This window comes from Streptomyces sp. x-19 (assembly GCF_046549115.1).
Classification (GTDB): Bacteria; Actinomycetota; Actinomycetes; order Streptomycetales; family Streptomycetaceae; genus Streptomyces; species Streptomyces albulus_C.
The window spans coordinates 99,878-125,928 of sequence record NZ_JAJPWK010000019.1; the positions used below are offsets into that span (position 1 = coordinate 99,878).

Annotated in this window: 25 protein-coding genes; 10 read left to right on the forward strand and 15 right to left on the reverse strand. The window is 73.5% G+C overall.

What is annotated here, in order from left to right; genetic code table 11:
- Positions 1 to 21: 21 nt before the first annotated feature.
- The 4 genes from ACLJT4_RS31545 to ACLJT4_RS31560 all read right to left on the reverse strand — a co-directional run bounded on the left by ACLJT4_RS31545 (position 22) and on the right by ACLJT4_RS31560 (position 5,067).
- A complete protein-coding gene (locus ACLJT4_RS31545) occupies positions 22 to 1,290 on the reverse strand; it encodes an MFS transporter (protein WP_411127497.1) in 1,269 nt (422 codons plus the stop codon).
- Positions 1,291 to 1,508: 218 nt separating this feature from the next.
- A complete protein-coding gene (locus ACLJT4_RS31550) occupies positions 1,509 to 2,429 on the reverse strand; it encodes an endonuclease/exonuclease/phosphatase family protein (protein WP_374206850.1) in 921 nt (306 codons plus the stop codon).
- A 329-nt stretch (positions 2,430 to 2,758) separates the two neighbouring features.
- Positions 2,759 to 3,439 (reverse strand): TetR/AcrR family transcriptional regulator, encoded by a 681-nt coding sequence (locus tag ACLJT4_RS31555; RefSeq protein ID WP_411127499.1) that lies wholly within the window; start codon positions 3,437 to 3,439, stop codon positions 2,759 to 2,761.
- Positions 3,436 to 5,067 carry an MFS transporter gene (locus ACLJT4_RS31560; RefSeq protein ID WP_411127501.1) on the reverse strand — a complete coding sequence of 544 codons (1,632 nt, stop codon included), beginning with the start codon at positions 5,065 to 5,067 and terminating at the stop codon, positions 3,436 to 3,438. The genes ACLJT4_RS31555 and ACLJT4_RS31560 overlap by 4 nt, the downstream gene beginning before the upstream one ends.
- A gap of 297 nt (positions 5,068 to 5,364) precedes the next feature.
- Here ACLJT4_RS31560 and panB point away from each other — a divergent pair, with 297 nt between their 5' ends.
- From panB to ACLJT4_RS31575, 3 genes are all read left to right on the forward strand, one after another.
- Positions 5,365 to 6,267 carry a 3-methyl-2-oxobutanoate hydroxymethyltransferase gene (gene panB, locus ACLJT4_RS31565; protein ID WP_411127503.1) on the forward strand — a complete coding sequence of 301 codons (903 nt, stop codon included), beginning with the start codon at positions 5,365 to 5,367 and terminating at the stop codon, positions 6,265 to 6,267.
- A gap of 91 nt (positions 6,268 to 6,358) precedes the next feature.
- Positions 6,359 to 7,396 carry an ATP-binding cassette domain-containing protein gene (locus tag ACLJT4_RS31570; RefSeq protein WP_411127505.1) on the forward strand — a complete coding sequence of 346 codons (1,038 nt, stop codon included), beginning with the start codon at positions 6,359 to 6,361 and terminating at the stop codon, positions 7,394 to 7,396.
- Positions 7,393 to 8,226: an ABC transporter permease gene (locus ACLJT4_RS31575; RefSeq protein WP_411127507.1), complete on the forward strand. Its 834-nt coding sequence runs from the start codon at positions 7,393 to 7,395 to the stop codon at positions 8,224 to 8,226. Before ACLJT4_RS31570 ends, ACLJT4_RS31575 begins: the two co-directional genes overlap by 4 nt.
- Positions 8,227 to 8,279: 53 nt before the next feature.
- Here the strand turns inward: ACLJT4_RS31575 and ACLJT4_RS31580 are convergent, their stop codons facing one another.
- Complete coding sequence (locus ACLJT4_RS31580; protein WP_411127595.1) at positions 8,280 to 11,744, reverse strand: AfsR/SARP family transcriptional regulator; 3,465 nt, start codon at positions 11,742 to 11,744, stop codon at positions 8,280 to 8,282.
- Positions 11,745 to 11,913: 169 nt separating this feature from the next.
- Between ACLJT4_RS31580 and ACLJT4_RS31585 the strand changes: the two genes are divergently transcribed.
- Complete coding sequence (locus tag ACLJT4_RS31585; protein ID WP_411127509.1) at positions 11,914 to 12,720, forward strand: site-2 protease family protein; 807 nt, start codon at positions 11,914 to 11,916, stop codon at positions 12,718 to 12,720.
- Positions 12,721 to 12,739: 19 nt separating this feature from the next.
- Here the strand turns inward: ACLJT4_RS31585 and ACLJT4_RS31590 are convergent, their stop codons facing one another.
- The 6 genes from ACLJT4_RS31590 to ACLJT4_RS31615 form a co-directional block, all read right to left on the reverse strand.
- Complete coding sequence (locus ACLJT4_RS31590; protein WP_411127511.1) at positions 12,740 to 12,958, reverse strand: hypothetical protein; 219 nt, start codon at positions 12,956 to 12,958, stop codon at positions 12,740 to 12,742.
- Positions 12,959 to 13,052: 94 nt separating this feature from the next.
- Positions 13,053 to 13,799, reverse strand: coding sequence for an NADPH-dependent F420 reductase (gene npdG / locus ACLJT4_RS31595; RefSeq protein WP_020930253.1), 747 nt, complete (start codon positions 13,797 to 13,799; stop codon positions 13,053 to 13,055).
- 43 nt (positions 13,800 to 13,842) lie between these two features.
- Positions 13,843 to 14,694, reverse strand: coding sequence for a carbohydrate ABC transporter permease (locus ACLJT4_RS31600; RefSeq protein WP_411127513.1), 852 nt, complete (start codon positions 14,692 to 14,694; stop codon positions 13,843 to 13,845).
- 37 nt (positions 14,695 to 14,731) lie between these two features.
- Positions 14,732 to 15,667 (reverse strand): carbohydrate ABC transporter permease, encoded by a 936-nt coding sequence (locus ACLJT4_RS31605; RefSeq protein WP_411127515.1) that lies wholly within the window; start codon positions 15,665 to 15,667, stop codon positions 14,732 to 14,734.
- Entirely contained in the window at positions 15,664 to 16,998 is a 1,335-nt protein-coding gene (locus tag ACLJT4_RS31610) for an ABC transporter substrate-binding protein (protein WP_411127517.1), read from the reverse strand. Before ACLJT4_RS31610 ends, ACLJT4_RS31605 begins: the two co-directional genes overlap by 4 nt.
- A gap of 282 nt (positions 16,999 to 17,280) precedes the next feature.
- Positions 17,281 to 17,949 carry a FadR/GntR family transcriptional regulator gene (locus tag ACLJT4_RS31615; protein WP_411127597.1) on the reverse strand — a complete coding sequence of 223 codons (669 nt, stop codon included), beginning with the start codon at positions 17,947 to 17,949 and terminating at the stop codon, positions 17,281 to 17,283.
- A gap of 186 nt (positions 17,950 to 18,135) precedes the next feature.
- Here ACLJT4_RS31615 and ACLJT4_RS31620 point away from each other — a divergent pair, with 186 nt between their 5' ends.
- The gene (locus ACLJT4_RS31620) at positions 18,136 to 19,095 is read left to right on the forward strand and encodes a dihydrodipicolinate synthase family protein (RefSeq protein ID WP_411127519.1); all 960 of its coding nucleotides are present in this window, start codon (positions 18,136 to 18,138) and stop codon (positions 19,093 to 19,095) included.
- A gap of 106 nt (positions 19,096 to 19,201) precedes the next feature.
- A complete protein-coding gene (locus ACLJT4_RS31625) occupies positions 19,202 to 19,846 on the forward strand; it encodes a hypothetical protein (protein ID WP_411127521.1) in 645 nt (214 codons plus the stop codon).
- Positions 19,847 to 19,864: 18 nt separating this feature from the next.
- Here ACLJT4_RS31625 and ACLJT4_RS31630 read toward each other — a convergent pair whose 3' ends face one another.
- Positions 19,865 to 20,113, reverse strand: coding sequence for a hypothetical protein (locus ACLJT4_RS31630; protein WP_411127523.1), 249 nt, complete (start codon positions 20,111 to 20,113; stop codon positions 19,865 to 19,867).
- A gap of 68 nt (positions 20,114 to 20,181) precedes the next feature.
- On the opposite strand from ACLJT4_RS31630, the gene map reads away from it, so the two are divergent.
- From map to ACLJT4_RS31645, 3 genes are all read left to right on the forward strand, one after another.
- Positions 20,182 to 21,039: a type I methionyl aminopeptidase gene (gene map / locus ACLJT4_RS31635; RefSeq protein ID WP_411127525.1), complete on the forward strand. Its 858-nt coding sequence runs from the start codon at positions 20,182 to 20,184 to the stop codon at positions 21,037 to 21,039.
- Positions 21,040 to 21,198: 159 nt separating this feature from the next.
- Positions 21,199 to 21,864 carry a heme oxygenase (biliverdin-producing) gene (locus ACLJT4_RS31640; protein WP_411127527.1) on the forward strand — a complete coding sequence of 222 codons (666 nt, stop codon included), beginning with the start codon at positions 21,199 to 21,201 and terminating at the stop codon, positions 21,862 to 21,864.
- A gap of 265 nt (positions 21,865 to 22,129) precedes the next feature.
- On the forward strand, positions 22,130 to 23,119 hold the full coding sequence (locus ACLJT4_RS31645; protein WP_411127529.1) for a hypothetical protein: 990 nt from the start codon (positions 22,130 to 22,132) through the stop codon (positions 23,117 to 23,119).
- Positions 23,120 to 23,158: 39 nt separating this feature from the next.
- Here the strand turns inward: ACLJT4_RS31645 and ACLJT4_RS31650 are convergent, their stop codons facing one another.
- Both ACLJT4_RS31650 and ACLJT4_RS31655 read right to left on the reverse strand, forming a co-directional pair.
- A complete protein-coding gene (locus tag ACLJT4_RS31650; protein ID WP_411127531.1) occupies positions 23,159 to 23,899 on the reverse strand; it encodes a bifunctional DNA primase/polymerase in 741 nt (246 codons plus the stop codon).
- Positions 23,900 to 24,042: 143 nt separating this feature from the next.
- Positions 24,043 to 24,642 (reverse strand): TetR/AcrR family transcriptional regulator, encoded by a 600-nt coding sequence (locus tag ACLJT4_RS31655; RefSeq protein WP_411127533.1) that lies wholly within the window; start codon positions 24,640 to 24,642, stop codon positions 24,043 to 24,045.
- 169 nt (positions 24,643 to 24,811) lie between these two features.
- Here ACLJT4_RS31655 and ACLJT4_RS31660 point away from each other — a divergent pair, with 169 nt between their 5' ends.
- Complete coding sequence (locus ACLJT4_RS31660; RefSeq protein ID WP_411127535.1) at positions 24,812 to 24,994, forward strand: DUF6243 family protein; 183 nt, start codon at positions 24,812 to 24,814, stop codon at positions 24,992 to 24,994.
- 80 nt (positions 24,995 to 25,074) lie between these two features.
- On the opposite strand, the gene ACLJT4_RS31665 is transcribed toward ACLJT4_RS31660, so the two are convergent.
- Positions 25,075 to 26,028 (reverse strand): small ribosomal subunit Rsm22 family protein, encoded by a 954-nt coding sequence (locus ACLJT4_RS31665; protein ID WP_411127537.1) that lies wholly within the window; start codon positions 26,026 to 26,028, stop codon positions 25,075 to 25,077.
- Positions 26,029 to 26,051 lie beyond the last annotated feature (23 nt).

Below are 26,051 nucleotides of genomic sequence, written 5' to 3' on the forward strand. Positions count from 1 at the left end.
CCCAGGCCCTCCGTACCGGGCCTACGGGCCGACGGCGTCGGCCGAGAGGGCCGCCTCCGCCGGGGCGGCGGGTGCCGGTTCGCCGTCCCGGCCGCGCGCCACGATGCGGGTGGGGGCCGTCCCGCCCGTCCCGGGGGACGCGTCGCCGGCGCCGCGGTCCAGCCGGCCGGCGACCAGCGCGACCACCAGGCCGGCGGCGGCCAGCACCGCGCCGGCCAGGGTGGGCGAGGTCCAGCCCCAGCCCGCCGAGAGGACCAGGCCGCCGATCCAGGCCCCGCCCGCGTTGGCCAGGTTGAACGCCGACTGGTTGGAGGCGGCGGCCAGGGTGGGGGCCTGCCGCGCCTTGTTCATCACCAGCATCTGTAGCGGCGTGGTGGTCAGGAATCCGGTGGCGCCGATGAGCACGACGCCGACCAGCGCCGCCCACTTCACCGGGGCGGCGAAGTGGAAGGCCGCCAGGATCACGGCGAGCGCGCCCAGGGATCCGTAGAGGGTGGGGCGCAGCGCCCGGTCGGTGAGCGGTCCGGCGGCCAGCGCGCCGAGCGTCATGCCGATGCCGAAGAGGGCGAGGACCAGCGGGACCGAGCCGGCGGCGAAGCCGGTGACCTCGGTCATCATCGAGGCCAGGTAGCTGTAGACGGCGAAGATCCCGGCGAAGCCGAAGACCGCGGTGAGCAGGCCGAGCAGCACCTGGCGGTTGCCGAGGGCGCGCAGTTCGCCGCCCAGCCCGGTGTGCGGCTCGGCCGGCAGCGGCGGGATCAGCCGGGCCAGGGAGGCCATCGCGACCAGGCCGATGGCGGCCACGACGAGGAAGGTCGCGCGCCAGCCCAGATGCTGGCCGAGCAGGGTGGCGGCGGGCACGCCGACGATGTTGGCGATGGTCAGGCCCAGGAACATGGTGGCCACCGCGCGGGCCTGGCGGCCCTCGCGGACCAGGCGGGCGGCGACCACCGCCCCGACGCCGAAGAACGCGCCGTGCGGGAGGCCGGCCAGCAGCCGGCCGGCGATCAGCAGCCCGAAGGTGGGGGCCAGGGCGGAGGCGAGGTTGCCGACCGTGAAGACCGCCATCAGCGCGACCAGCATGCGCTTGCGCGGGACGCGGGAGCCGAGGGCGGTCAGGAGGGGTGCGCCGATGACGACGCCGAGGGCGTAGGCGGAGACGAGGTAGCCGGCGGTGGGCACGGAGGTGCCCAGGTCGTCCGCGACGTCGGGCAGCAGGCCCATCATCACGAACTCGGTGGTGCCGATACCGAAGGCCGAGATCGCGAGCGCGAGCAGAGCCAAGGGCATGGAGAACCTTTCGGGGTGGGGTGGGGAGGCACGATGGGGCGCGCGGTGTGCAGCGCGCGGCGTTCTAAAGTTCTGTTTCGGAACAAAGTCTCCCAGCCCGAGTATTCCGACGCGAAAACGGGACGTGAAAAGCCCGCGTCAGCAGGACGACCCAAGGGCCGTCCCACCGGACGCGGGCTTGCGGAACAGGGAGCGGGGAGCGGGCGCGCCGCCGCCGGTCAGACCTTGACGGTGGCCGCCACCGGCCGGTGGTCGCTGCCGGTCGCCGGCAGCACCCACGCCTTGACCGGGTCGATGCCCTTCACCAGGATCTGGTCGATCCGGGCCATCGGGAAGCCGGCCGGCCAGCTGAAGCCGAGGCCGTCGCCGGCCGCGCCCTGGGCGGAGCGCAGCTGCGAGGTCAGCGGGGCCAACGACCGGTCGTTCATGGTGCCGTTGAGGTCGCCGAGCAGCACGACCTGCTGGACCGGGTCGGCGGAGATCGCCTCGCCGAGGGCCTGGGCGCTGCCGTCGCGCTGGTTGGCGGTGAAGCCCTTGTCGACGTAGACCCGCACCGACGGCATGTGCGCGACGTAGACCGCGACCTTCCGGCCGTCGGCGGCGGTGACGGTGGCGCGCAGCGCGCGGACCCAACCGATCTTGATGTCGACCGGCCGGGCGTCGGCCAGCGGGCGCTTGCTCCACAGACCGACGGTGCCCTGCACGGTGTGGTACGGGTACGCCTCGGCCAGGCCCTTGCGGTACGCGGGCAGGGCGGTGCCGGTCAACTCCTCCAGGGCGACCACGTCGGCGCCGGAGGCCGCGATGTCCCGGGCGGTGCCCGCCGGATCGGGGTTGCCCGCGTCGACGTTGTGGGTGAGCACGGTCAAGTTGCCGCCGGTGCCGGTCTTGTCGGTGAGCTGCCCGCCGAAGAGGCTGACCCAGGCGACGGCCGGCAGCAGCAGCGCCACCAGCGCCGTCGCCGAGCGGCGCAGCAGCGCGCAGAGGAGCAACAGCGGAACGCCCAGCCCCAGCCAGGGCAGGAACGTCTCCAGCAAACTGCCCAGGTTCCCCACGGTGTTGGGGATCCGGGCGTGCAGCACCATGGCCAGCCCGAGGAGGACCGCGAACACCGCGAGGACGATGCCGCGCCGCCACATCCCTTCGCGCCGCCACCAGTTCCGCAGGCGCCCGGACCGGGAACCGCCCCGCTCGGACCCCTGGCCCTGTCCCGGCTCCGTCATGTACGCCTGCGCCATACCGTTGTCCTCACTGCCTTGCCGCCCTGCTCCGGTGCGCCTCACCTGTGATCGTCGACCCTAGGTGATGGCCGTGAAACGCACTCTTAGATCCGTGTTCCGCCGGACCGTCTTTTGCGTTCCCGCAGGAGAGGACGGCATGCCTGCGGCCCGGGGTTCCGCTCCCACGGGTTCGTGACGGCGGCTGTGACACAACGGGCATGGTCCGGTCACACAGCCCCCACCACCGGTCAGCGCGCCGACGTTCCCGGGCCGCTGCCCGGCTGCGCCGCCGGCGGCCGGACCCCCTCCAGCACCGTGTCGACGACGTCCTCGGCGAGCCCCTCGGGGAGTTGCTGCCACTCGTGGAGCAGCGCGCGGGCCAGCATCGGGCCGACGAAGAGGGCGGCGAGGGTGTCCAGGTCGCGGTCGGCGCGGATCTCGCCGGTGGCCACCCCGCGCCGCAGCACCCCCAGCAGCACCTCGTGCCGGGCCCGGACGACCGTCTCGTGGTACTCCGCCCACAGTTCGGGCTGCGCCTCGACGTGACTGACGACCGTGCGCAACACGGCCGAACTGCGCTTGGCCAGACCGCGGCGGTGCAGGAACTCCAACAGCCGCACCAGGTCGTCCCGGACCGAGACGCCCTCCAGCGGCGGACAGGGCACGTCCATCGACCGCATCACGTCGACCAGCAACGCGCTCTTGCCGGACCAGCGGCGGTAGAGCGTGGCCTTGCCCACACCGGCCTCGCGGGCGATCCGCTCCATGGACAGCTCGGCTATCGGAACGCCGTCCTCGATCAGCCGGAGCACCGCCTCGACGATGGCGGAGTCGGCCGCGGCACTGCGCGGGCGGCCCCGGCGCCGGGGGGCCGCCCCACCCGTGCGCGCCCCGGCCGTCCGCCCGCGGTCTTCCGCCACCCGGCTCATCGTGCTGCGCCCGCCTTCCGCCCGTCCCACGGCTCCGCCGCGTGCGGTGCCGGGTCCATCTTGCCCGGCAGGAACAGCACGACCACCACGGCCCCGACCATCGAGACGGCCGCCGCCCCCAGGGCGGTGACGTGCATGGCGTGCAGGAAGGCTTCGTCGGCCCGTTCGGTCAGCACGTGGGCGGGCAGCGGGCGGAGCCGGGCGGCGAGGCCGAGGGTGGCCTCGATGGACTCGCCGGCCGCGGTCCGCACCGGGCCGGGCACGCCGCGCAGCGCGTCGAGGGTGCCCTGGATGCCGTCGCGGTAGCTGGTGGAGAGCAGCGAGCCCAGGACGGCGACCCCGAGCGTGCCCCCGACCTGCCGGAAGATGTTGTTGAGCGCCGAGCCGGAGCCGGCCTTTTCGCGTGGTAGCGACTGCATGATCGCGACGGTGACCGGCGGCATGATGTGCGCCATCCCGGTGCCCTGGAGGAAGAACAGCACCTCCAGCACCCAGATCGGGGTGTCGGTGCCCAGCAGCAGCATCCCGGCCATCGTGACCGCGACCACCAGCATGCCGACGGTGCACACCGCGCGGGCCCCGAAGCGGTCCACCGCGAGCCGGGCCCGCGGCGCGAAGATCAGCTGGGCGGCGGCCAGCGGCAGGATCAGCAGCCCGGAGTCGAGCGGACTGTAGCCGCGCACGCTCTGGACGTAGAAGACGATGAAGAACGTGACGCCCATCAGCGCGAAGAAGACCAGCGCGATGGCGGCGACGGCGGCCGAGAAGGCCGGTTTGCGGAAGTAGCCGATGTCGATGGACGGGTGGTCGCTGCGCTTCTGGTGGACGACGAAACCGGCCAGCACCACCAGCCCGCCGAGGACCGTGGCGAGCACTTCGGGGTCGGTGAAGTCGGCGAGCTGACCACCCTTGATGATCCCGAAGACCAGCAGGACCAGACCCACCACCGAGAGCAGCACCCCGACCGGGTCCAGCTTGCCGGGGGCCGGGTCCTTGGAGTCGGGCACCACGATCACCATCGCGACCAGGGCGCACACCACGATCGGGACGTTGATCAGGAAGACCGAGCCCCACCAGTAGTGGTCCAGCAGCAGTCCGCCGGCGATCGGGCCGACGGCGATGGCCAGCCCCACCCCACCGGCCCAGACGCCGATCGCCCGGGGCTGTTCGTCGCGTTCGAAGACGTTCATCAGGATCGCGAGGGTGGCCGGCATCACGAACGCGCCGCCCAGGCCCATCAGGGCGCGGAAGGCGATGAGCTGGGTGGGCGAGGAGGAGACCGCGGCCAGCACCGAACCGGCGCCGAAGACCGCCAGACCGAAGAGGAGGACCTTCTTCCGTCCGAGCCGGTCACCGAGCAGGCCGGAGGTGAACAGCAGTCCGGCGAAGACCAGCGTGTAGGAGTTGATCGCCCACTCCAGCTCGCTCTGGGTGGCGCCGAGGCCGGTGGGGGCCGGGGTCGCGATGGTCTTCATCGCCACGTTGAGGATGGAGTTGTCCAGCACCACGATCAGCAGGCTGAGCATCAGCACGGTGAGGATCACCCAGCGCCGACGGTGGATGTGCGCGGGGATGACCGGGGCGGCGGGAGCGCCCGGGGCGCCCGGTGGGGTCGGTGAGGTCGCCATGGCGCCACCATACGCTCATTGCGATACGGAACCGTTCCGTATCGGTGTTGAGGCGTGCCGAAGCCACCGGTTCGCCGGAATCACCGAAGCCACCGAAGCCACCGAAGCCACCGGAACCGAAGCGACCCGACGGGCCGGCCCAGCACTCCCCCACCCGCACAGTCCTTCCCCCACCCACCCACCCAGACCTTCCCCCACCCCCGCCCCCTTTCCTCCCCCAAGAGGCCGTGCCAGCATGGACGGGAGTCCGGAGACACCGTCAGGGTGCTTCGAGATGGAGAAACAGGAGTCGTCACCATGACGCTTTCGCCTGCCCAGGAGCCGGCCGCGGGGGCCACCGCAGAGCCCACCGCCAAGCCCGCCAAGGAGAACACCAAGACCCTCTACGGCGGCACCGGCTCGCGCCGGGTCACGGTCCGTGACATCGCCGCCGCCAAGGGCCGCGGCGAGAAGTGGCCGATGCTCACCGCCTACGACGCGATGACCGCGTCGGTCTTCGACGAGTCCGGGATCCCGGTGCTGCTCGTCGGCGACTCGATGGGCAACTGCCACCTCGGCTACGAGTCCACCGTGCCGGTCACGATGGACGAGATCGCCCTGCTGTCCGCGGCGGTCGTGCGCGGCACCAAGCGCGCCCTGATCGTCGCCGACCTGCCGTTCGGCGCCTACCAGGAGAGCCCGGTCCAGGCCCTGCGCAACGCCACCCGACTGGTCAAGGAGGCCGGGGTCGGCGCCGTCAAACTGGAGGGCGGCGAGCGCTCCGCACACCAGGTGGAGCTGCTCGTCTCGTCCGGCATCCCGGTGATGGCCCACGTCGGACTGACCCCGCAGTCGGTGCACGCCTACGGCGGCTACCCGGTACAGGGCCGCGGTGAGGAAGCCGCCCAGCAGTTGCTGCGGGACGCCAAGGCCGTGCAGGACGCCGGGGCGTTCGCGGTGGTCCTGGAAGCGGTGCCGGCCGAGCTGGCCGCGGAGGTGACCCGTTCGCTGCACGTCCCCACCGTCGGCATCGGCGCCGGGGCCCAGTGCGACGCCCAGGTGCTGGTGTGGACCGACATGGCGGGCCTCAACGCCGGCCGGGTGCCGCGGTTCGTCAAGCAGTACCTCGCCCTGCGGGAGCTGCTCGGCGGTGCGGCCAAGGCGTTCGCCGAGGACGTGGTCGGCGGCGCCTTCCCCGCCGAGGAGCACACCTTCCACTGATCGCCCGCCGACGGGCCGCCGACAGCCGTTCCGCACGGGCTGTCGGCGGCCTGTCGGTGCGCTGTCGGCGGCGGCTGGCACCTTTGCTGGCATGACGCGACAGACGATAACCACCAAGGGCGGCAACGCCGTGGAGGTGCGCGGTCTGGTCAAGCACTTCGGCGAGGTGAAGGCCGTCGACGGGGTGGACCTGGACGTGCGCGAGGGCACCGTGCTCGGCGTCCTCGGACCCAACGGCGCGGGCAAGACCACGCTCGTGCGCTGCCTGTCCACGCTCCTGGTGCCGGACGCCGGGCACGCCGTGGTCGCCGGCTGCGACGTGGTGCGCCAGCCCCGCGCCCTGCGCCGCCGGATCGGCCTGACCGGGCAGTACGCCTCGGTCGACGAGAAGCTCTCCGGCTGGGAGAACCTCTACATGATCGGCCGGCTGCTGGACCTGTCCCGCAAGGACGCCCGGAGCCGCGCCGACGAGATGCTGGAGCGGTTCTCGCTCACCGAGGCCGCCAAGCGGCCGGCCGGGAAGTACTCCGGCGGCATGCGGCGCCGGCTCGACCTCGCCGCCTCGATGATCGGCCGACCCGCGGTCCTCTACTTGGACGAACCCACCACCGGCCTGGACCCGCGCACCCGCAACGAGGTGTGGGCGGAGGTCCGGCGCATGGTCCGCGAGGGCGCCACGGTCCTGCTGACCACCCAGTACATGGAGGAGGCCGAGCAGCTCGCCGACGAGCTGGCGGTCATCGACCGCGGCCAGGTGATCGCCGAGGGCCGGGTCGAGGAGCTGAAGGCCAAGGTCGGCGGGCGGACCCTCCAGGTCCGGCCGGCCGACCCGACCGAGCTGGACCGGATGGTGGGCGCCGTCGCCCAGGCCGGTCTGGACGGCATCAGCGGCGCCACCGCCGACCACGAAGAGGGCGTGGTCAACGTCCCCATCGTCAGCGACGAACAACTGACCACGGTCGTCGGGGTGTTGGGCGCCCGAGGCTTCGCACTGGCCGGGATCAGCACCCACCTGCCCAGCCTGGACGAGGTGTTCCTGGCGATCACCGGCCAGAAGACGTCCGGGGCCACCGCCCCGGAGACCGGTTCCGCTCTGCACGACGAGGAGTACGCGGGGGTGTCGGCATGAGTGCCGCGACGATGACGGTGCCGCCGGTCGGGACGACCGGCGCCGACGAGGGCCGGATCGGCCTCCGGGCCAACCTGCGGCACATCGGTGCGCTGGTGCGGCGCAACCTCGTGCAGATCAAGCACGACCCGGAGACGCTGTTCGACGCGGTGCTGATGCCGGTGATCTTCATCCTGCTGTTCGTCTACGTCTTCGGCGGCGCCATCGCCGGCAAGGGCAACCAGCACGCCTACGTGCAGTACCTGGTGCCCGGCATGATGGCGATGATGGGCATGAACATCGCCATGGCGGTGGGCAGCGGCGTCAACGAGGACTTCCGCAAGGGCGTGATGGACCGCTTCCGGACGATGCCCATCGCCCGGTCCTCGGTCCTGATCGCCAAGATCGTGGTCGAGCTCGGCCGGATGCTGCTCGCGATCTCGATCCTGCTCGGCATGGGCTTCCTGCTGGGCCTCGAAATCCACGGCTCCCTGCTGGAGTTCGCCACCGCGATCGCCCTGTCCGCGGTCTTCGGCGCCGCCCTGATGTGGATCTTCATCCTGCTGGGGCTCAGCGTGAAGACCCCGCAGGCAGTGCAGGGCATGGCGATGCTGGTCCTGATGCCGCTCCAGTTCGGCTCGTCGATCTTCGCGCCGACCCAGCAGATGCCCGGCTGGCTGGAGGCGTTCACCAAGGTCAACCCGCTCTCCAACCTCGCCGACGCGGCCCGCGCCCTGCTCAACGGCCAGGGGGCGGTGGCCCATCCGGCGCTGATCACGCTCGGCTGGGCGGTGGCCATCACGGCGATCACCATGCCGCTCGCCGTGCGGAAGTTCCGCACCAAGACCTGACGCGGCGTCCGCGGGGGCGTGCCCCGCGGACCGTCCAGCCCGCCCGGCTCGCGTCAGATGAGGGCGGCGGCCTCGTCCAACGCGAGGCCGCCGCCCTCGGCGTGCGCGGTCTCGTAGGCGGCGTCGCCCAGCAGGGCCCGGGCGGCCTCCTCGGTGCGGGCCCGGTCCCGGCGGTTGGCCAGCGGCGTCACGTGCGGGCTGACGAGCAACGCGTCGTGGGCGCCGATCAGCCGGGCCGCGTCCCAGGCCCCGGCCGCGCCGCGGACCGCCGTCAACACCCGGGCGCCGGTCAGCAGCAGCACCACCGGAAGGTCCGGCGCGACCAGTTCCACCAGCGGGTCCCGGACCTGGGTGACGGCCTGCCGGATCCGCGGGAGGAGTTCCGGCCCGTGCTGCCCCTCGTCCACGTCCAGCGAGACCAGCGAGGCGTCCAGCAGGCCCAGGAACATGTCGGAGTCGTGCGAGGTGAGCGCCTCCCGCACCACCAGGAACTCCCGGCGGGCCTCGTGCGTGCGGCCCTCCGTCGCCAGGTGCATGCCCAACGTCATCCGGGTGAACCACGCCGCGTCCCGGCCGCTGTGGGCGTCCTCCGCCTCGGCCAGCACCTCCTTGAGCATCCGCCGGCCGTCCTCCGGCCGGCCGTCCTCGATCAGCACGGCGCCCAGCCGGGCCCGCAGTAGCAGCGTCTGGCCGTGCGCGCCCAACTGCTCGGCGTACACCATCGCCGCCTCGTAGTCGCGCACCGCGGCGGCGTGGTCGCCGCGCTTCTCGGCGGACTCGCCGAGGCCGGCCAGCGCCTCGGCCGCGCCCCAGACGTCGCCGAGCCGGACGAAGATCGCGAGCGCCTCGTCGGCGTCCCGGGTCGCCCGGGGCAACTGGCCGGGGCGGTCGTTGAGGATCTTGGAGCGCAGTTGGAGGACGTAGGCCAGCTCCCAGTCGTAGCCGAAGCCGCGACAGCCCTCGACGGCCTGGTCGAGCATCTCGACCAACTCCCGCCAACGGCCGGTCATCAGGACCGCGTGGTACCACAGCACCCCGGGCACCTTGCAGGTCTGCGGCATGCCGCCGCGGTAGGCGGCGATGATCCCGGCCAGTTCCTCCTGCCCGTCCGGGTCACGCAGCCACTCGATGTTGCGGTCGTTGCTGGCGAGCGCCACCAGGCGGACCTCGCGGCGGGCCTCCACGAGCTGCTCGGGCGGCATCGGCGGGGGTGCGTCGATCGGCCGCGCGGGGAGCTCGGGGGCGACCTCCACGGGCCGGGCGAAGGGGTTGGGCCCGAGTGCGGCGACGGCCTCCGCCCAGGTGCAGGAGTCGCCGCGGTGGTCGCGCAACGACCAGAACCAGTGGAGCGACAGCACCAGGCACAGCCCCTCCTGCTCATCCCCGGCGGCGACGGCCCGGCGCAGCGCGGTGCGCAGGTTGTCGTGCTCCAGCTCCAGTCGGTCGATCACCGCGCGCTGTCGGGGGCCGCGCAGCAACGGGTCGCTGGTGCGGGCCAGTTCGCGGTAGGCGACCAGGTGGCGGCGTTCGACCGCGGCCCGTTCCCCGGCCTCGTCCAGCCGCTCCCCGGCGTACTCGGCCACCGTCTCCAGCAGCCGGTAGCGCATCTGCCCGCCGGCACCCGCCCCGGTCCGTGGCGCGCGCCCGGCCTCAAGGTCGCGGGCGCCGGGGAGGACCCGCGCGCCGGGCCCCTCGTCGGCCGGGGCGGCGACCACCAGCGATTTGTCGATCAGTGAGCCCAGCAGCCCGGCCACCTCGTACGCGGGCACGCCGTCGCCCGCGCAGACCTCCTCGGCGGCGGCCAGGTCGCACCCGCCGGCGAAGACCGACAACCGGCGCAGCACCGCGCGTTCGGGCTCGTCGGTGAGGTCCCAGGACCAGTCGACCACCGCGCGCAGGGTCTGTTGGCGGGGCAGCAGCGTGCGGCTGCCGCTGGTCAGCAGGCGGAAACGGTCGTCGAGCCGGTCCGCGAGCTGACGGGGCGTCATCATGCGGAGGCGGGCGGCGGCGAGTTCGATCGCCAACGGCAGGCCGTCCAGCCGGCGGCAGATCTCCGCGCAGGCCAGCACGGTCTCCTCGTCGGCGTCGAGGCGGAAGCCGGGGCGGGCGGCGGCCCCGCGGTCGGCGAGCAGCCGCAGCGCGACCGGGTCCGGCAGCGGCTCCACCGGCCGCACCACCTCGCCCGGCACGGCCAGCGGCTCCCGACTGGTGGCCAGCACGGTCACGCCCGGGCAGGCGATCAGCAGCCGCTCGGCGAGTTCCGCGGCGGCCCCGATCACGTGCTCGCAGTTGTCCAGCACCAGCAGCATCCGGCGGCCCGCGCAGTGCTCGGCGAGCCGGGCGTGCGGGTCCCGGGCACCGTGGTCGGCGGCGGCCCGCAACCCCTCGGCGGTGGTGCCGCGGACGACGGTCTCGCGGGCCCCGAGCGCGGTCAACACCGCCTCCGGCACGGTCCGCGGATCGTCGACGGGCGCCAGCTCCGCCAGCCAGACGCCGTGCGGCCAGGCGTCCGGCAGCGCGGCCGCGGCGGCCTCGGCGCCCTCCTGGGAGAGCCGGGTCTTGCCGGCGCCACCCGGCCCCAGCAGCGTCACCAACCGGTGCGCGGCGAGGTCGGCCCGCAGGGCGTCCAGGTCGTGTTCCCGGCCGACGAAGGAGGTGAGGCGGGCGCGGAGGTTCCCTGGCCGGGCGGCCGGCGGCACCGGAGCGTCCGCCGGCGCGGGCGGGGCGGCGGACGCCGGCCGGGGCGGGACCGTCGGACCGCCGTGCGCGGCCGCCCCCTCGGGCGCCGGGGCCGCGAGGTCCGGCTGCAACAGCGCGGCGTGCAGGGCGCGCAACTCCGGTCCGGGGTCGGCGCCCAGGCGGTCGGCGAGGTCGGCGCGTATCGCCTCGTAGGCGGCGAGCGCCTCGGCGGTGCGGCCCGCGGCACGCAGGGCGCGCAGCCGGAGCGCCTGGAGCGGCTCGTCCAGAGGGTGGTCCTGGCAGAGCGCGCCCAGTGCGGGCAGCGCCCGGGCGGCCCGGCCCAGGGCCAGGTCGGCGGCGAAGCGGGTGCGCTGGGCGTCCAGGCGGCGGCTCTCGGCGCGGGCCGCCTCGACGGTCGCCTCGGGCAGGTCGGCCAGGGCCGGCCCGCGCCACAGGGCCAGCGCCTCGTCGAGCAGGGCGGCGGCGCGGCCCGGGTCGGCGGCGTCCAGCGCCCGGCCGCCCTCCGCCGTCAGCCGCTCGAAGCGGTGCAGGTCGACCGCGTCCGGCTCGGCGCACAGCAGGTAGCCGCCGTCGACCGAGGCGATCGCGGACCGGCCCAGGGCCCGGCGGAGCCGGCCGACCAGCGCCTGGAGGGCACCGGGCGCGTCGGCCGGCGGGTCCATCCCCCAGACGTCGGCGATCAGGACGTCCGCGGGCAGCGCCCGGCCGGGGCGCAGGGCGAACGCCGCGAGCAGGGCGCGCAGCCGGGCGCCGCCGACGGCGACGGGCGTGCCGTCGGCCTGGCCGACCTGGGTGGTGCCGAGAATTCCGTAACGCACCGGGCCATTGTCGGTCACCGGCGGAACTCTCCGCGTACCGAGCGGCGTTTCCGTTGGCGGGGCGCGACCGCCACGGGGCCGTGCGCCGGCGGCCGCACCGCGGATACGGTCGGGGCGGCCCGCCGCGGCCCGGCCCCGCCCACGACCCACCCTTGGGAGACCCGTACCGATGACCACCGCCATTCCGCGCGCCGACCGCCGCGTCAGTCCGGTCTTCCTCGCGCTCGTCGCCGTCCTGGCGGTTTCCGGCTGGGCCGTGTGGAGCGGAACGCTCGCGGCCAGCACCGGCTTCGCGGTCTTCCTGTTCGTGACGGCGGGCTGGGTGGTGTCGCTGTGCCTGCACGAGTACGCGCACGCCCGCACCGCCCTGCACGGCGGCGACATCACGGTGGGCGCGAAGGGCTACCTCACCCTCAACCCGCTGGTCTACTCGCACGCGCTGCTGAGCATCGTGCTGCCGGTGCTCTTCGTGATCATGGGCGGGATCGGGCTGCCGGGCGGGGCGGTGTTCATCGAGCGCGGCCGGATCCGGGGCCGTTGGCGGCACAGCCTGATCTCGGCGGCCGGGCCGCTGACCAACGTCCTGTTCGCCGTGGTGGTCAGCGCGCCGTTCTGGCTGCACGCCCTGGACGGGGTGCCGGACGCCTTCCGCTACGCGCTGGCGTTCCTGGCGCTGCTCCAGGTCACCGCGGCGCTGCTGAACTTCCTCCCGGTGCCCGGGCTGGACGGCTACGGCGTGCTCGAACCGTGGCTGTCGGACCGGGTCCGGCGGCAGGTCGCGCCGATCGCGCCGTTCGGGATGCTGGCGGTCTTCGCGCTGCTGTGGGTGCCGGAGATCAACCAGGTCTTCTTCGACCTGGTGCACACGGTCCTGCGGGGGCTGGGCGTGTCGACCTGGGACACCTACTGGGGCCAGGAGTTCTACCGCTTCTGGCAGGGCGAGCCGCAGGTCCCGCAGATCGGCGGGACGGCCTGACCGGGGCGCGGCCGGCGGGTCAGCCGGCGACCTCGGCCTGGCGGGCCCGCTCCAGCTTCGCCTTGCGGAAGTAGAACCACGCCATGTTGCTGGAGACGCCGGCCAGCAGGATCCACACGATGCCGATGAAGCTGCCCCGGACGAAGGAGACGACCGCCGCGGTGACGGCGAGCGCGCACACGGCGAGGGCGAGGACGGCGAGGCGCCGGTCCGGTCCGGGCGGGGGCAGGGAGGGCATGGGGTCGGCTCCTGTCGGGTCGTGCGGTCCGTCCCAGTGTCCCTTATGGCCCGCGCCGCCCCCGCCGCCCCCTCCCCCGCAGCGGTGTGCCGGCTCAGACGTCGGTGACCCGCAGGCCGGCGTGTGCCGTGTAGCGGCGGTTGACCGAGATCAGGTTGGCGACCAGCGACTCGACCTGGTGGGCGTTGCGCAGCCGGCCGGCGAAGACACCGCGCATCCCGGGGATGCGGGCGGCCAGCGCCTGCACCAGGTCGGTGTCGGCGCGGCGTTCGCCGAGCACCATCACGTCGGTGTCGATCTCGGCGACCTCGGGGTCCTGGAGCAGGACGGCGGAGAGGTGGTGGAAGGCGGCGGTGACCCGGGAGTCCGGCAGCAGCGCGGCGGCCTGCTCGGCGGCGCTGCCCTCCTCCGGCTTGAGCGCGTAGGCGCCCTTCTTGTCGAAGCCGAGCGGGTTGACGCAGTCGATCACCAGCTTGCCGGCCAGCTCCTCGCGCAGCGCCTGGAGGGTCTTGGCGTGTCCCTCCCAGGGCACCGCGACGATCACGGCGTCGCTGCGGCGGGCGCAGTCGGCGTTGGCGGCGCCCTCGACGCCGAGGCCGCCCAGTTGGGGGTCCTCGGCGGCGGCCTGCGCGCGCTCGGCGGCCCGGGAGCCGATGATCACCTTGTGGCCGGCCTTGGCGAACCGGTAGGCCAGGCCGCGGCCCTGGTCGCCGGTGCCGCCGAGGACGCCGATCACCAGGCCGGAGACGTCGGGCAGGTCCCACGGATCGCGGGCGGCCGGCTTGGCGCCGGTGGTGGACGGGGTCTCGGCCGGGGTCGCGGCAGCGTCGGAAGAAGTCATGACAGCGATACTGTCACGCCCCGGCGCCGGTGTCGGGGGGACGTCACGCCTTGACACTCCCCTCGGTCAATCCCGTGCGCCAGTACCGCTGGAGCACCGTCATCAGCACCATCAGCGGCAGTACGGACAGCAGCGCACCGCCCACCGTGTACTGGTAGAGGACCGGCTGTCGGTCCGCGTAGCCCAGCCACGTCGTCAGCCCCAGTTGGACCGGGTACAGGTCGGAGTCGGAGAGCATCACCAACGGCAGGAAGTAGTTGTTCCAGATGTGCACGAACTGGAACAGGAAGACGGTGACCAGCGCCGGTCCCATCAGCCGCAGCCCCAGCCCGGCGAAGATCCGCGCCTCCCCCGCGCCGTCGATCCGGGCCGCCTCCAGGAGCGCGTCGGGCACCGCGGCGGCCGCGTAGATCCGGCACAGGTAGACCCCGAACGGGCTGACCACGCTGGGGATCAGCACCGCACCGTAGGTGTCGGCCAGGCCCAGCGCGCCGAAGAGGAAGTACAGCGGCAGGGCCAGTGCGGTGCTCGGGATCAGCACCCCGGCCAGCACCAGGCCGAAGACCGTCTCCCGCCCCCGGAAGGGGAACTTGGCCAGCGCGTAGCCCGCCGCGGCGGACAGCCCGGTGGCGCAGACCGCGCCGACGCCGGCGTAGAGCAGCGAGTTGGCGAACCAGCGGGCGTAGACGCCGTGGTCGTACGTCAGGACACCGGTGAGGTACGCCAGCGGCCGGGGGTGGTCGGAGAACCAGAAGCCGAAGGTGCCGAAGAGGTCGGCGCTGCTCTTGGTGGCCGAGACGACCAGCCAGTAGACGGGCGCGAGGAAGTAGAGGGCGGCGACGGCCAACAGGGAGCTGGTGATGATCCGTTGACGGACGGGGACCCGGGCGCTCACGGGCGCCCCTCCCCTCGCCCGCCGGGGGCCTGGGTGCTCATCCACGCTCCTTCCCGCGCCCGCCGACCAGCCGCAGGAAACCGAACGAGGCCGCGCACGCCACCAGGGCCAGCAGCACCGCCTCGGCCGCCGCCCGGTGCTGGTTGTTGCCGACGAACGCCTCGCTGTAGGCGTGCAGGTTGGGGGTGTAGCCGGAGTCGATGGACGAGGCGAGCGGACGCAGCACCATCGGCTCGGCGAACAGCTGGAGGGTCCCGATGATGCTGAACACGGTGGTGAGCACCAGCGCCGGGCGGAGCATCGGGAGCTTGACGTACCGGGCCACCTGCCAGGCGCCCGCACCGTCGATCCGGGCCGCCTCGTAGAGCTCGCCGGGGACGGACTTCAGCTGGGCGATCAGCACCAGCATGGTGTAGCCGGTGAACTGCCAGGTGACGATGTTGGCGACCGACCACAGCACGCTGCCGCGGGAGAGGAAGTCGACGTTCCAGCCCACCGCTTGGGCGATCCGCACCAACGGGCTGAGGCCGGGGACGTAGAGGAAGCCCCACAGGATCGAGGCGATCACCCCGGGCACCCCGTAGGGCAGGAAGAAGGCGCTGCGGAAGAAGGTGACCCAGCGGGCGGCGGCGCTCTCCAGGAGCAGCGCCAGCGCGGTGGCGAGCGCCGTCATCAGCGGGATCTGCACGACGCCGAAGAGCAGCACCCGGCCGAAGCCGGTCAGGAACCGGTCGTCGGCCAGTGCCTGGGCGTAGTTGGCGAGGCCGGCGAAGACGTCGTGCTCGGTGCCGAGGCCGAGCGGCCCGGTGCGTGCGGTGCGCCGCAGGCTGGTCCACACCGCGTAGCAGACCGGGGCGAGGTAGCAGAGGACGAAGAGGGCGAGGAACGGCAGGACGAATCCGGCCGCGGCCCGGGCGTTGCGGGCGCCGGGCCGCCCGGTCCGGCGCGGGCGTCGCGCGGCGGTCGCGCTCATGTGCCGCTCTCCGCCTTGAGCCCCTTGTCCCGCAGGTCGGCGACGGTCTGGCGCTGCACCTGCGTCAGCACCGAACGGAACGAGGTGTCGCCGGCGAGCGCGTCGGTGAAGGCGTCGCCGAGCCGCTGGAAGAGGGTGTCCACGCCCGGCCCCCACTGCCAGTCGGTGTCCACGTGCGCGCCGGCGTCGGCGAAGACCCGGCTGTAGGGCTGGCCGCCGAAGAAGTCCTTGTCCGCGTCGAGGGCGCTGGTGGCGTAGCCCGCCTTGGCGCTGGGGAAGCCGTAGCCGCCCTGGAGGAGCAGGGCGATGGACCGCGGGTCGGTGTTGAGCCAGAGCGCGAAGTCCAGGGCGTCCCTGGGGTAGCTCGCCTTGGCGAAGACGGCGGTGGTGGAGCCGCCCCAGTTCGCGTACGCCCGGCCGCCGGGCTGCCACTGGGGCAGCGGGGCGGCCCGCCACTTGCCCTTGGTGCCGGGCGCGTTGCCGGCCAGCAGGGCGTCGCCCCAACTGGCGCCCACCCAGGCCGGGATGGCGCCGGTCTGGATGTCCTTGTACCAGGCGTCCCGGCGGTCCGGGACGGTCTTGACGAGCTTGCGCCGCACCAGCCCCTCCCAGTAGTCGGCGACCCGGCGGGTGGGGGCGTCGTCGAGGTGCACGACCCAGGTGTCGCCGCGGGTGGTGTACCACTTGGCGCCGGCCTGCCAGGCCAGTCCGGCGAAGCGGTTGCCGTTGGTCGGGGCGAAGGTCTCGATCCAGGCGCCGTGCCGACGGACCTCCTTGGCGGCGGCCTCGTACGCGTCCCAGGTGCGCGGCACCGGGATGCCCCACCGGTCGAAGAGGTCCTGCCGGACGAACAGCCCCATCGGGCCGCTGGCCTGCGGGATGGCGTAGATCCCGGAGCCGAAGACGGACTGCCGCCACTGCCAGGCGAAGAACGCGTCGCGGTGCCGGGCGGCGCCGAGCGGGGCGAGGTCGCGCAGCCCGCCGTCCAGCAGGAAGCTGGGGATCACCGGGAACTCGATCTGGCCCAGGTCCGGCGGGTTGCCGGCCTTGATGGCGGCGTGCATCTTCGCGTACTGCTCGCCGTTGACCGCCGACACCTTCTCGACCCTGACCTGGACCTCGGGGTGGTCGCGGTTCCACAGGTCCACGGGCCGGTCGATGCCGGGCACCCAGGACCAGAAGGTGAGGGTGATCCTCTGGCCCTTCTTCCGTTCCCTGGGGGCGCCGTCGTCGGCGCTGCCGCAGCCGGCGAGCGCGAGGCCGGCGGCGGCCGCCCCGCCGAGGACCGTTCTCCGGCGGACGCCGCCGCGGGGGGTGTCTGCAGGGGTCATGCCGGCTCCTTGAGGGGGATGCGGGGCCGCCGACGGCGGGGGTGCCGGGCGGGGCACAGGTGACGAGTGGGTGATGCTCGCTCTCCCTCCCCCACAGCCGAGCCAGGACGTAGGACGTCCCTTGTCCTGCGGACGATAAGAAGGCTCCAACTGGCCGTCAAGGCACGGCACATGACCGTTTTTCGTGTCGGCAACGGCACCACCGACACGGCATGAAATCCCGGTGAACGCGACGATCACGACAAAACCGGCGAGGCGTGCGACCACCTCCGGGCGCCGGGGCTACGCGGTCAACCGCCGCCGGATCCCGTCGAAGTGCCGGTGCATCGCCGCCACCGCACGCTCCCCGTCGCCCGCCTCCAACGCGTCGACGATCTCCGCGTGCTGACGGTACGTCACCTCCGGGTCCGGTCGGACGTCGGCGAGGTCCTCACGGACCCGGCGCAGCGCCGCCCAGAACGCGTCCAGCACCTCGCTCAGCAGGTGGTTGCCGAGCGACCGGTACAGCGCGAGATGGAAGGCCCGGTCGGTGGCGCTGAGCACCTCCCCGGCGCGCGCCTCCTCCGCCATCCGCTGGACCAGCGCCCTGAGCACCGCGAGGTCCTCGGCCGGCAGGCCGCGCGCCACGGTGCCGATCAGCCCCGCCTCCAGGGCCTCCCGGACCTCCATCAGCTCGTACAGGCTGGGCTCGCCCCGCTGGTGGCGGACCGCGGCCCGGAAGGCGACGCCCTCGACGAACGGCTCCAGGGTGAGCGCGCCGACGTAGGTGCCGAAGCCGTGCCGGATCTCGACGATCCGCATGGCCTGGAGCGCCTTGAGCGCCTCCCGCACCGAATTGCGGCTGACGTCGAGCATGGCCACCAGTTCGGTCTCCGTGGGCAACGGATCACCCGACGTCAGCCCGCGGTCCAGGATCAACTGCTTGATCCGCGCCTGGACGTCCTCGGACATCGTGCCTCGCGCCAACCTCATCGCCCTCTTCCCTCTCCCGCACCCCATGCGCCGCACGCCACGGCCCCGTTCGGACCCCACCGGGGCGGAATCCTTGACCGGGCACCCGCGCGCATGCCTATTGTGACCGCGATATCGGACATCCCATGTCTGATGTGCCAGCTCAGCGCCGCCCTTGGAGCCCCCATGGCCCTCACCGTCCCGCTGCACGGCGTCATCCCCCCGGTCTGCACCCCCCTCGACCCGCACGGCGAGGTCGACACCGCCTCCCTCACCCGCCTGGTCTGCCACCTCCTCGACGCCGGCGTCCACGGCCTGTTCGCCCTGGGGTCCTCGGGCGAGGCCGCCTACCTGACCAATCATCAGCGTGCCACCGTCCTGGAGACGGTGGTCACCGCCGCCGCCGGCCGGGTGCCGGTCCTGGCCGGGGTGATCGACACCACCACCGCGCGCGTCCTGGAGCACGCCCGGACCGCCACCGCGCTCGGCGCCGACGCCCTGGTCGCCACCGCCCCCTTCTACACCCGCACCCACCCCCGCGAGATCGCCGCCCACTTCCGGCATCTGCGCACCGCCACCCGCCGCCCGCTGATCGCCTACGACATCCCGGTGTCGGTGCCCAGCAAGCTCTCCCCCGCACTGGTCCGCGAACTGGCCGAAGAGGGCACCCTGGTCGGACTCAAGGACTCCAGCGGCGACGACGGCGCGCTGCGGCGCCTGCTGGTCGCCCTCGGCGGCCGGTCCGCCCGGCGCACCGGCCCGGCGCCCGACTTCGCCGTCCTCACCGGCTCCGAACTGACCGCCGACGCCGCACTGTTGGCGGGCGCGGACGGCATCGTCCCGGGCCTGGGCAACGTCGACCCGGCGGGCTACGTCCGGCTCTACGACGCCGCCCGCGCCGGCGACTGGCCCCGCGCGGCCGCCGAACAGGAGCGGCTGGTCGCCCTCTTCGACCTCACCGACACCGGCCCGGAGAGCGAGATGGGCCGCAGCTCCTCCGCCCTCGGCGGTTTCAAGGCCGCCCTCGCGCTGCTGGGCGTGATCGACCACCGGGCCACCGCCCTTCCCCAGCTCCCGTTGGGCGAGAAGTCGCTCGCGGAGGTGGGACGCCGGCTGGCCGAGGCCGGCCTGCGCCCCACCGACTGAGCCACCGACCGGGCCGCCCCGTCACCCCGCCGACGACCGCCCCGTACGGGTGACACGCCCCGCACCCGCCCCCACCGGGCCGGCCGGTGCGGCACGATGCCGCGCCATGGATGCCGTACGCGTCGCGCTGCTGCGCGAGGTCCTCGCCGGGACCGAGTGGATCGAGGCCACCCGTCGCTTCGCCGGTTCACTGCGGACCGCCGTCGCCCCGCACGGCGGCGGGCTGCTGCTGGTCGGCAGCGCCGGCTACGAGCCCTGGCACCTGGCCGCCCACCTGGACGACGAGGCCGCCTGGTCCGGTCTGCCGGAGCTGTCGCCGACGCTGGTCCGCCACCGGGTACCCGCCGGGGCCCCGGCGCACCTCGCGGTCGGGCCGGGGCGGCTGGCGGCGGCCGGGCGCGGCGCGACGCTGCTGGTGGTGACGCCGGAACGGCCGGACGCCGGGCTGCTGGAGCGGGTGCACGACGCGCGACGCAACGGCGCCACGGTCCTCGCCCTGGACTCCGGCGACCGCGACCTGCACGCCCTGGCCCACGACGCGCTGACCACCGTCCCGCCGCTCCCGGAGGGCGCCGCGCCGCCCCCGGGCCTCCCGGACACCGCCGACCTCGACCTCGACACCGTCCAGCACCTGGTCAGCGCGGCCGCCGGCGAGAACGGCCGACCCGCACCGCGCCGGCACCGCCGGTTCCGCGACCGCCTGGCCCGCATCGCCGAGGGACTGGCGACCCCGCCGCCCCCGCGCTGGTGACCCGGCCGGCGCCGCCGGCTACGCGCCGTCGCCGTCCCCCGGGCCGCCCTTGCCGCCCTTGCCCATGTCGTGCCACTTGGGGTCGGTCTCCCACTCCAGGTTGCGCTCGCGGGCGGTGTCCATCGCGTGCGCGGCCTCCTCACGGGTGGCGTACGGGCCGAACCGGTCGGCGGCCCGGCACTCGGGCCCTTCCTCGACCGTCCCGTGCTTGAGGCAGTAGAACCACTCGCCCGGCTTGCCGACCGTCCGCCGTTTGAACAGTGCCATTGCCGCCTCCTGTGCTTGGCTCCCGTTGCCACCATCCTGCCCGACGGCCCGCGGATACACTCGCTGGCATGTCTGGCCAGTCGCTTCTTGTCCCCGGGGAGATCTCTCCCACCCGCCCCGTTCCCACCTCGATCCCGCGCCCCGAGTACGTCGGCAAGGACAGCCCGACCCCGTACACCGGGCCCGAGGTGCAGGACGCCGAAACCATCGAGCGGATGCGGATCGCCGGCCGGATCGCCGCCCAGGCGATGGCGGAGGCCGCCAAGCACATCGCGCCCGGCGTGACCACCGACGAACTCGACCGGGTCGCCCACGAGTTCATGTGCGACCACGGCGCCTACCCCTCCACGCTCGGCTACCGCGGCTTCCCCAAGTCCCTGTGCTCCTCGCTCAACGAGGTCATCTGCCACGGCATCCCCGACTCGACCGTCCTCAAGGACGGCGACATCGTGAACCTCGACGTGACCGCGTACATCCACGGCGTGCACGGCGACAACAACGCCACGTACCTGTGCGGTGACGTCGACGAGGAGTCGCGGCTGCTGGTGGAGCGCACCCGGGAGGCGCTCAACCGCGCGATCAAGGCCGTCAAGCCGGGCCGCCAGATCAACATCATCGGCCGGGTCATCGAGTCCTACGCCAAGCGCTTCGGCTACGGCGTGGTCCGCGACTTCACCGGCCACGGGATCAACTCGTCGTTCCACTCCGGCCTGATCGTCCCGCACTACGACAGCCCGCACCACACCACCGAGATCAAGCCCGGCATGACGTTCACGATCGAGCCGATGCTGACGCTGGGCTCGTACGCGTACGACATGTGGGAGGACGGCTGGACCGTGGTCACCAAGGACCGCAAGCGGACCGCGCAGTTCGAGCACACGCTGGTGGTCACGGAGACCGGGACCGAGATCCTTACGCTGCCCTGATCGGAACCGGCGTAGCGTTTTTACCGACAGGTTGTCGGGAACAGGTTGACCAGGGCGCGCCCTGCGTAGTTAGGTAACCCTAACCTGACGGTTGCGTGCATCCGTCGGCCTGTTCCCGCCACCCCCCTGTCCGCGCTCGCCGGCCCCCGGAGGTCCGCCTTGGAAGCGTCCAGCCCGACCCCGTCCTTCTCGACGGCCATCCGCACCGCCTCCCACGAGCAGCACACCGAGGCGGAGAACTCCGCGTTCATGAGCCACCTGCTGGGCGGCAAGCTCGGCGTCGCCGCCTACCGGCGCTACACCGAACAGCTGTGGTTCGTCTACCGCGCCCTGGAGGACGTCCCCCAGGACCTCGCCACGGACCCGGTCACGGGCCCCTTCCTCCGCCCGGAGCTGGCCCGCACCGAGGAGTTGGAGCGCGACCTCGCCCACCTCGGCGGCCCCGACTGGCGCACCGATCTGGCACCCCTGCCGGCCACCGCCGCGTACGCCGAGCGGATAGCCGCCTGCGCCCGCGACTGGCCGGCCGGCTACCTCGCCCACCACTACACCCGCTACCTCGGCGACCTCTCCGGCGGCCAGATCATCCGCGGCACCGCCGAGAAGACCTGGGGCTTCGCGCGCAAGGGCGACGGCGTCCGCTTCTACGTCTTCGAGGCCATCGGCAACCCCGCCGCCTTCAAGCGCGAGTACCGCGAACTCCTCGACGCCCTGCCCGTCGACGACCTGGAGAAGCAGCGCGTCATCGACGAGTGCAAGCGCGCCTTCGCCCTCAACAGCGCCGTCTTCCGGGAGTTGGGCGACGAGTTCCCGCTCAGCGCCTGAGCCACCGCGCCCGCCCGCATCTGACGAGGGGCCGCCCACCGCCGAGGGGCGGCCCCTGCGCACGCCCAGGACCGGTCCGCGGCCGCACACACCACACCGCACACCGCACAAGCCCACAACTCGGGCCGGCCCAGGGCCGCGGCGGAAAACAATCGTCACCCCGACCCGACCGCCCGCCCTCGGCCACCGGGTATGGTTGCCGCCGAATCGTGCCACCCCGGCGGCCTCCCGTCCGCCCCGGTCGCCCCGAAGGAGCCCGAGCCCCATGACACGCAGGTCGCCGTTCCGGGTGCCCGCCACACTGACGTCGGCCGCGGCGGCGCTGGTGGTGTTGAGCGGATGCATGACGGTGCACGGCGAGCGCGAGGTGCTGCCCGCGGTGTCGCAGGCCGACGCCGCCAGGGCGCTCACGCACTTCACCGACGGCTTCAACAAGGCCAACCGCACGCTGGACGCGGCGAAGAACACCGCGTTCGAGTCCGGTGCGCTGCTCGCCATCGACCAGGCGGGGATAAAGGCCGCGCACGGCGTCCGCCCCGACGGCAACCCGAACTTCACCCCGCTCGCGTTCACCGACGCCCACTTCACGGTGCCCCAGCAGAAGGGTTGGCCGAAGTTCTTCGTCGCGGACGCCCTCAGCAACCGCCGGGACCGGAGCGGCGAGAACACCCGCTGGTTCCTGGCGTTCAGCCGGAACGGCGTCCACGAGAAGTGGCGGGCCTCCTACCTCGCGACGTTCCCCGGCAACAACGCCCCGGAGTTGAAGGTCACCGACGGCTACGCGGAAGCGGTGCCGTCGGACGGTTCGTCAGGGCTCGCCCTCGCCCCGGGGCAGCTGAGCACGGCGTACGCGGACTACCTCAACACCGGCAAGGGCGACGCGTTCGCGCCCGGCCAGGAGACCGACCGGCTGCGGGCCTGGCGGGCCAGCCAGACCAACCAGCCGGGGGCCCGGATCCAGTGGCAGGACCAGGCGTCGGAGCTGCCGCCGATCGCGCTGCGCACGACGGACGGCGGGGCACTGGTCTTCTTCTCGACCGTCTACCACCAGCAGAAGACGGTCTCCAAGGGCCTGATGATCACCGTGCCGCCGGAGCTGCGCGGGATCATGGAGGGGCCGACGACGAAGAACACCACGCGGATGGCGTTCACGACGGTGTCGGGCCAGACGGTGCTGGTCCCCGCGAAGAGCGCCGGCGGCAAGATCAAGGTGCTGGACCGCATCGAGGCGAAGACGTCCGCCAAGGCGTTGTGACCGGCGCCGGCGGCCCGGCCGATCGGCCGGGCGGCGGCGTCAGCGCCCGATCGGCCAGGCCGCCGTCTCGTGGTCCGGCTCGCGGCCGATGAACTCGGCGCAGGCGTCGGTGAGCGTCTCCAGCAGCGTCAGCGGGTCCGGCAGCGGGAGCTCGGGGCCGCGCAGCCAGGTCACCGCGGGCTGGTCACCCAGGAGGGCGGACGGCGGCAGCAGGACGTAGCTGCCGCGGCAGTGCCAGCGCAGACCGGGGTGCTCGTCGAGGGTCTCGGGGTGGCAGTCCAGCTCGCACGGCCACCACTCGTCCTCGTCGTCGGGGGTGCCGCGGGTGGCCGTGAAGAAGAGCATCCGGCCGTCGCCGATGCCGGCGCCGCTGAGGCTGACCGGGCCGACGTCGATGCCGGCCGCGTCCAGCCGGCCGAGGGCGCTGCGGCCGGCCTCGACGGGGACGTCGAGGACGTCGTGCGCCATGCCGGTGGCGGTGATGAAGTTGGCCTGCGGGAGGGTGCGGACCCAGGCGGCGACCTTGTCGCGGTCGGTGGTGGCGACGGTCTGCCAGCCGAAGGAGATGGGGTGGCGGCCCGGGGTGGGACAGCCGATGCGCTCGCAGGAACAGCCGTAGCCGGCCGGGTGGGCGGCGGGGGCGACCGGGAAGCCCGCGTCGACCGCCGCCATCAGCAGGTCCTCGCGGCCGCCCGCGGCCGCCGATCCCGTGTCCGTATCGCTGCCCGATCCGTTCCTCGGCCGGCGCAGCCACTGGGAGAACCTGCTCTTGCGTTCCATCAATCCCCTCACTTCGAGCGGTGGTCTGGGGTCAATGCTGCCACCATCCTGGGCCCCAGGTGACCGGTGTGCGGATCCGGGGTGAACGCGGTACGGGCGAACAGGGGCATTTCACGCCATCACCGGCCGACCCTCCCCGACGGTCAGGCGCGCGGGCGCAGACCTCGCAGCACCTGGTCGACGAGGGTGTCGACGAAGGCGTGGCTGAGCTCTCCGGTGCGCATGAGCCAGCGCTGTGAGAAGGGACTCAGGAGCATCTCGGCGCCGATGCGGACGTCGATGTCCGGATCCAGCTCCCCCGTCTCCTGGGCGGCGCGGAGCCGGTCGACGTAGACACGGATGCCGGGCTCCATGAGGCGGCCGACGAAGGTGCGGGAGAGCTCCTCGTCGTTGGCGCCGGCCGCCGCGAGGGCCCGGTAGGGGGCCTGCCAGGCGGCGTCGTTGAACTCGTCGGCGGTGGCGCGCAGGACGGTCTTGAGGTCGGCGGCGAGGTCGCCGGTGTCGGGGAGCCCCTCCTGGTCGTACTCCTCGACGACGGAGCCGAAGGCGTCCAGGAGGACGGCGGCCTTGGAGGGCCACCAACGGTAGATGGTCTGCTTGCCGACGCCGGCGCGGGCGGCGATGCCTTCGATGGTGAGCTTGTCGTAGCCGACCTCGCCGACGAGGGCGAGGGCCGCGTCGAAGATCGCCCGGCGGGAGCGTTCGCTGCGGCGGGAGGTGTCGGGGGCTGGTTTGTTGGCCATGGTCGGGAGTCTAACGAGCAAGAGGCGAGACGTATCGTCTTGACAAGACGGATCGTCTCGCTTGAGGATGGGGCCGTCATTGAGCGAGACGAGTCGTCTCGCCGAGGGGTGGGGCGCGACGCGCTCGGGCCCGCGCCGCTCACCGGTCACGCAGGAAGGAACCCACCTCATGAGCAAGGGAAGTGCCGGCGGAATGCTCGGTGTCGGGGGCACCCGCAGCAACCTCTCGCGGAGTGCGCTGCGCGGCGCCGCCGCGAACGGACGCGGGAAGGGCGCGGCGGACGCACAGGATCCGCAGGAACGGCGCCGCGCGCTCCTGGAGAAAATGCGCCAACGGAGCCGGAGCGCCTGACCCCGCTCCCCGGGGCGGCGGGCGGCGGCCCGTCGCCCCGGGGGCCTGGCTCAGTACGGCCTGGCTCAGTACGGCCTGGCTCAGTGCGGCCAGGCGTCGCCCCAGGCCGCGTCGCGGGCCTCGCGGTAGGCGGCGCCGTGCCGCTTGGTGACGGTCTCCCGTCGCAGGGCGTCGTCCGCGGTGCACAGGTCCAACAGCACCTGGCCCTTGCGGATCTGCGGCTTGCGGACGACCCGGGCCGCGGCCGGGCCGGCCGGCAGGCGGGTGGCGGCGACGTAGCTGAACTTCTCGTCCTCGTAGGCCAGGGACCCGCCCTTGACCTGGCGGTGCAGGGAGGACCGGCTGACCCGGGCCGAGAAGTGGCACCAGTCCTCACCCGGGACGATCGGGCAGGCGGCGCTGTGCGGGCACGGCGCGACGATCCGCAGCCCGGCGGCGACCAGTTGCTCGCGGGCCTCGCGGATCCGCAGGTAGCCCTCCGGGGTGCCCGGTTCGATCAGGACGACGGCCCGGGCGCCGGCCGCCGCGGACACCACCGCGCGACGGTCCTCCGGGCGCAACTCGCCCAGCACGTAGGAGACGGTGACCAGGTCGGTGTCGTCGGGGAGCACGAGGCCGTCGCCCAGGGCCTGGCGGCGCCAGGTGACGTCCGGCAGGATCCCGGCGGCCAGTTCGCGGCCGAGGTCCAGCGCCGGCTGCGCCCAGTCCAGGACCGTGCTGCGCGGGCCGTCCCAGGTCGCGGCGGTGGCCCAGGTGGCGGCGCCGGTGCCGCCGCCGACGTCGACGTGGGTGGCCGGGGACCAGTCGGGGACGCGGGCGGCGAAGGCGGCGAGCGCGGCCCGCACCGCCTCGAAGGTGGCCGGCATCCGGTACGCGGCGTACGCGGCGACGTCGCCGCGGTCCCGGAGCACCGGGGCGTCGGTGGGGGTGCGGCCCCGGTAGTTGGCGATCAGCCGCTCGACGGCCTGCGCGGCCTGCTTGGGCGGCAGGCCGTCGAGCAGGCCCGCCAGGGCGGTGCGCAGTTCATCGTGCATTCAAGAGAGTTTACGGGGGTCCC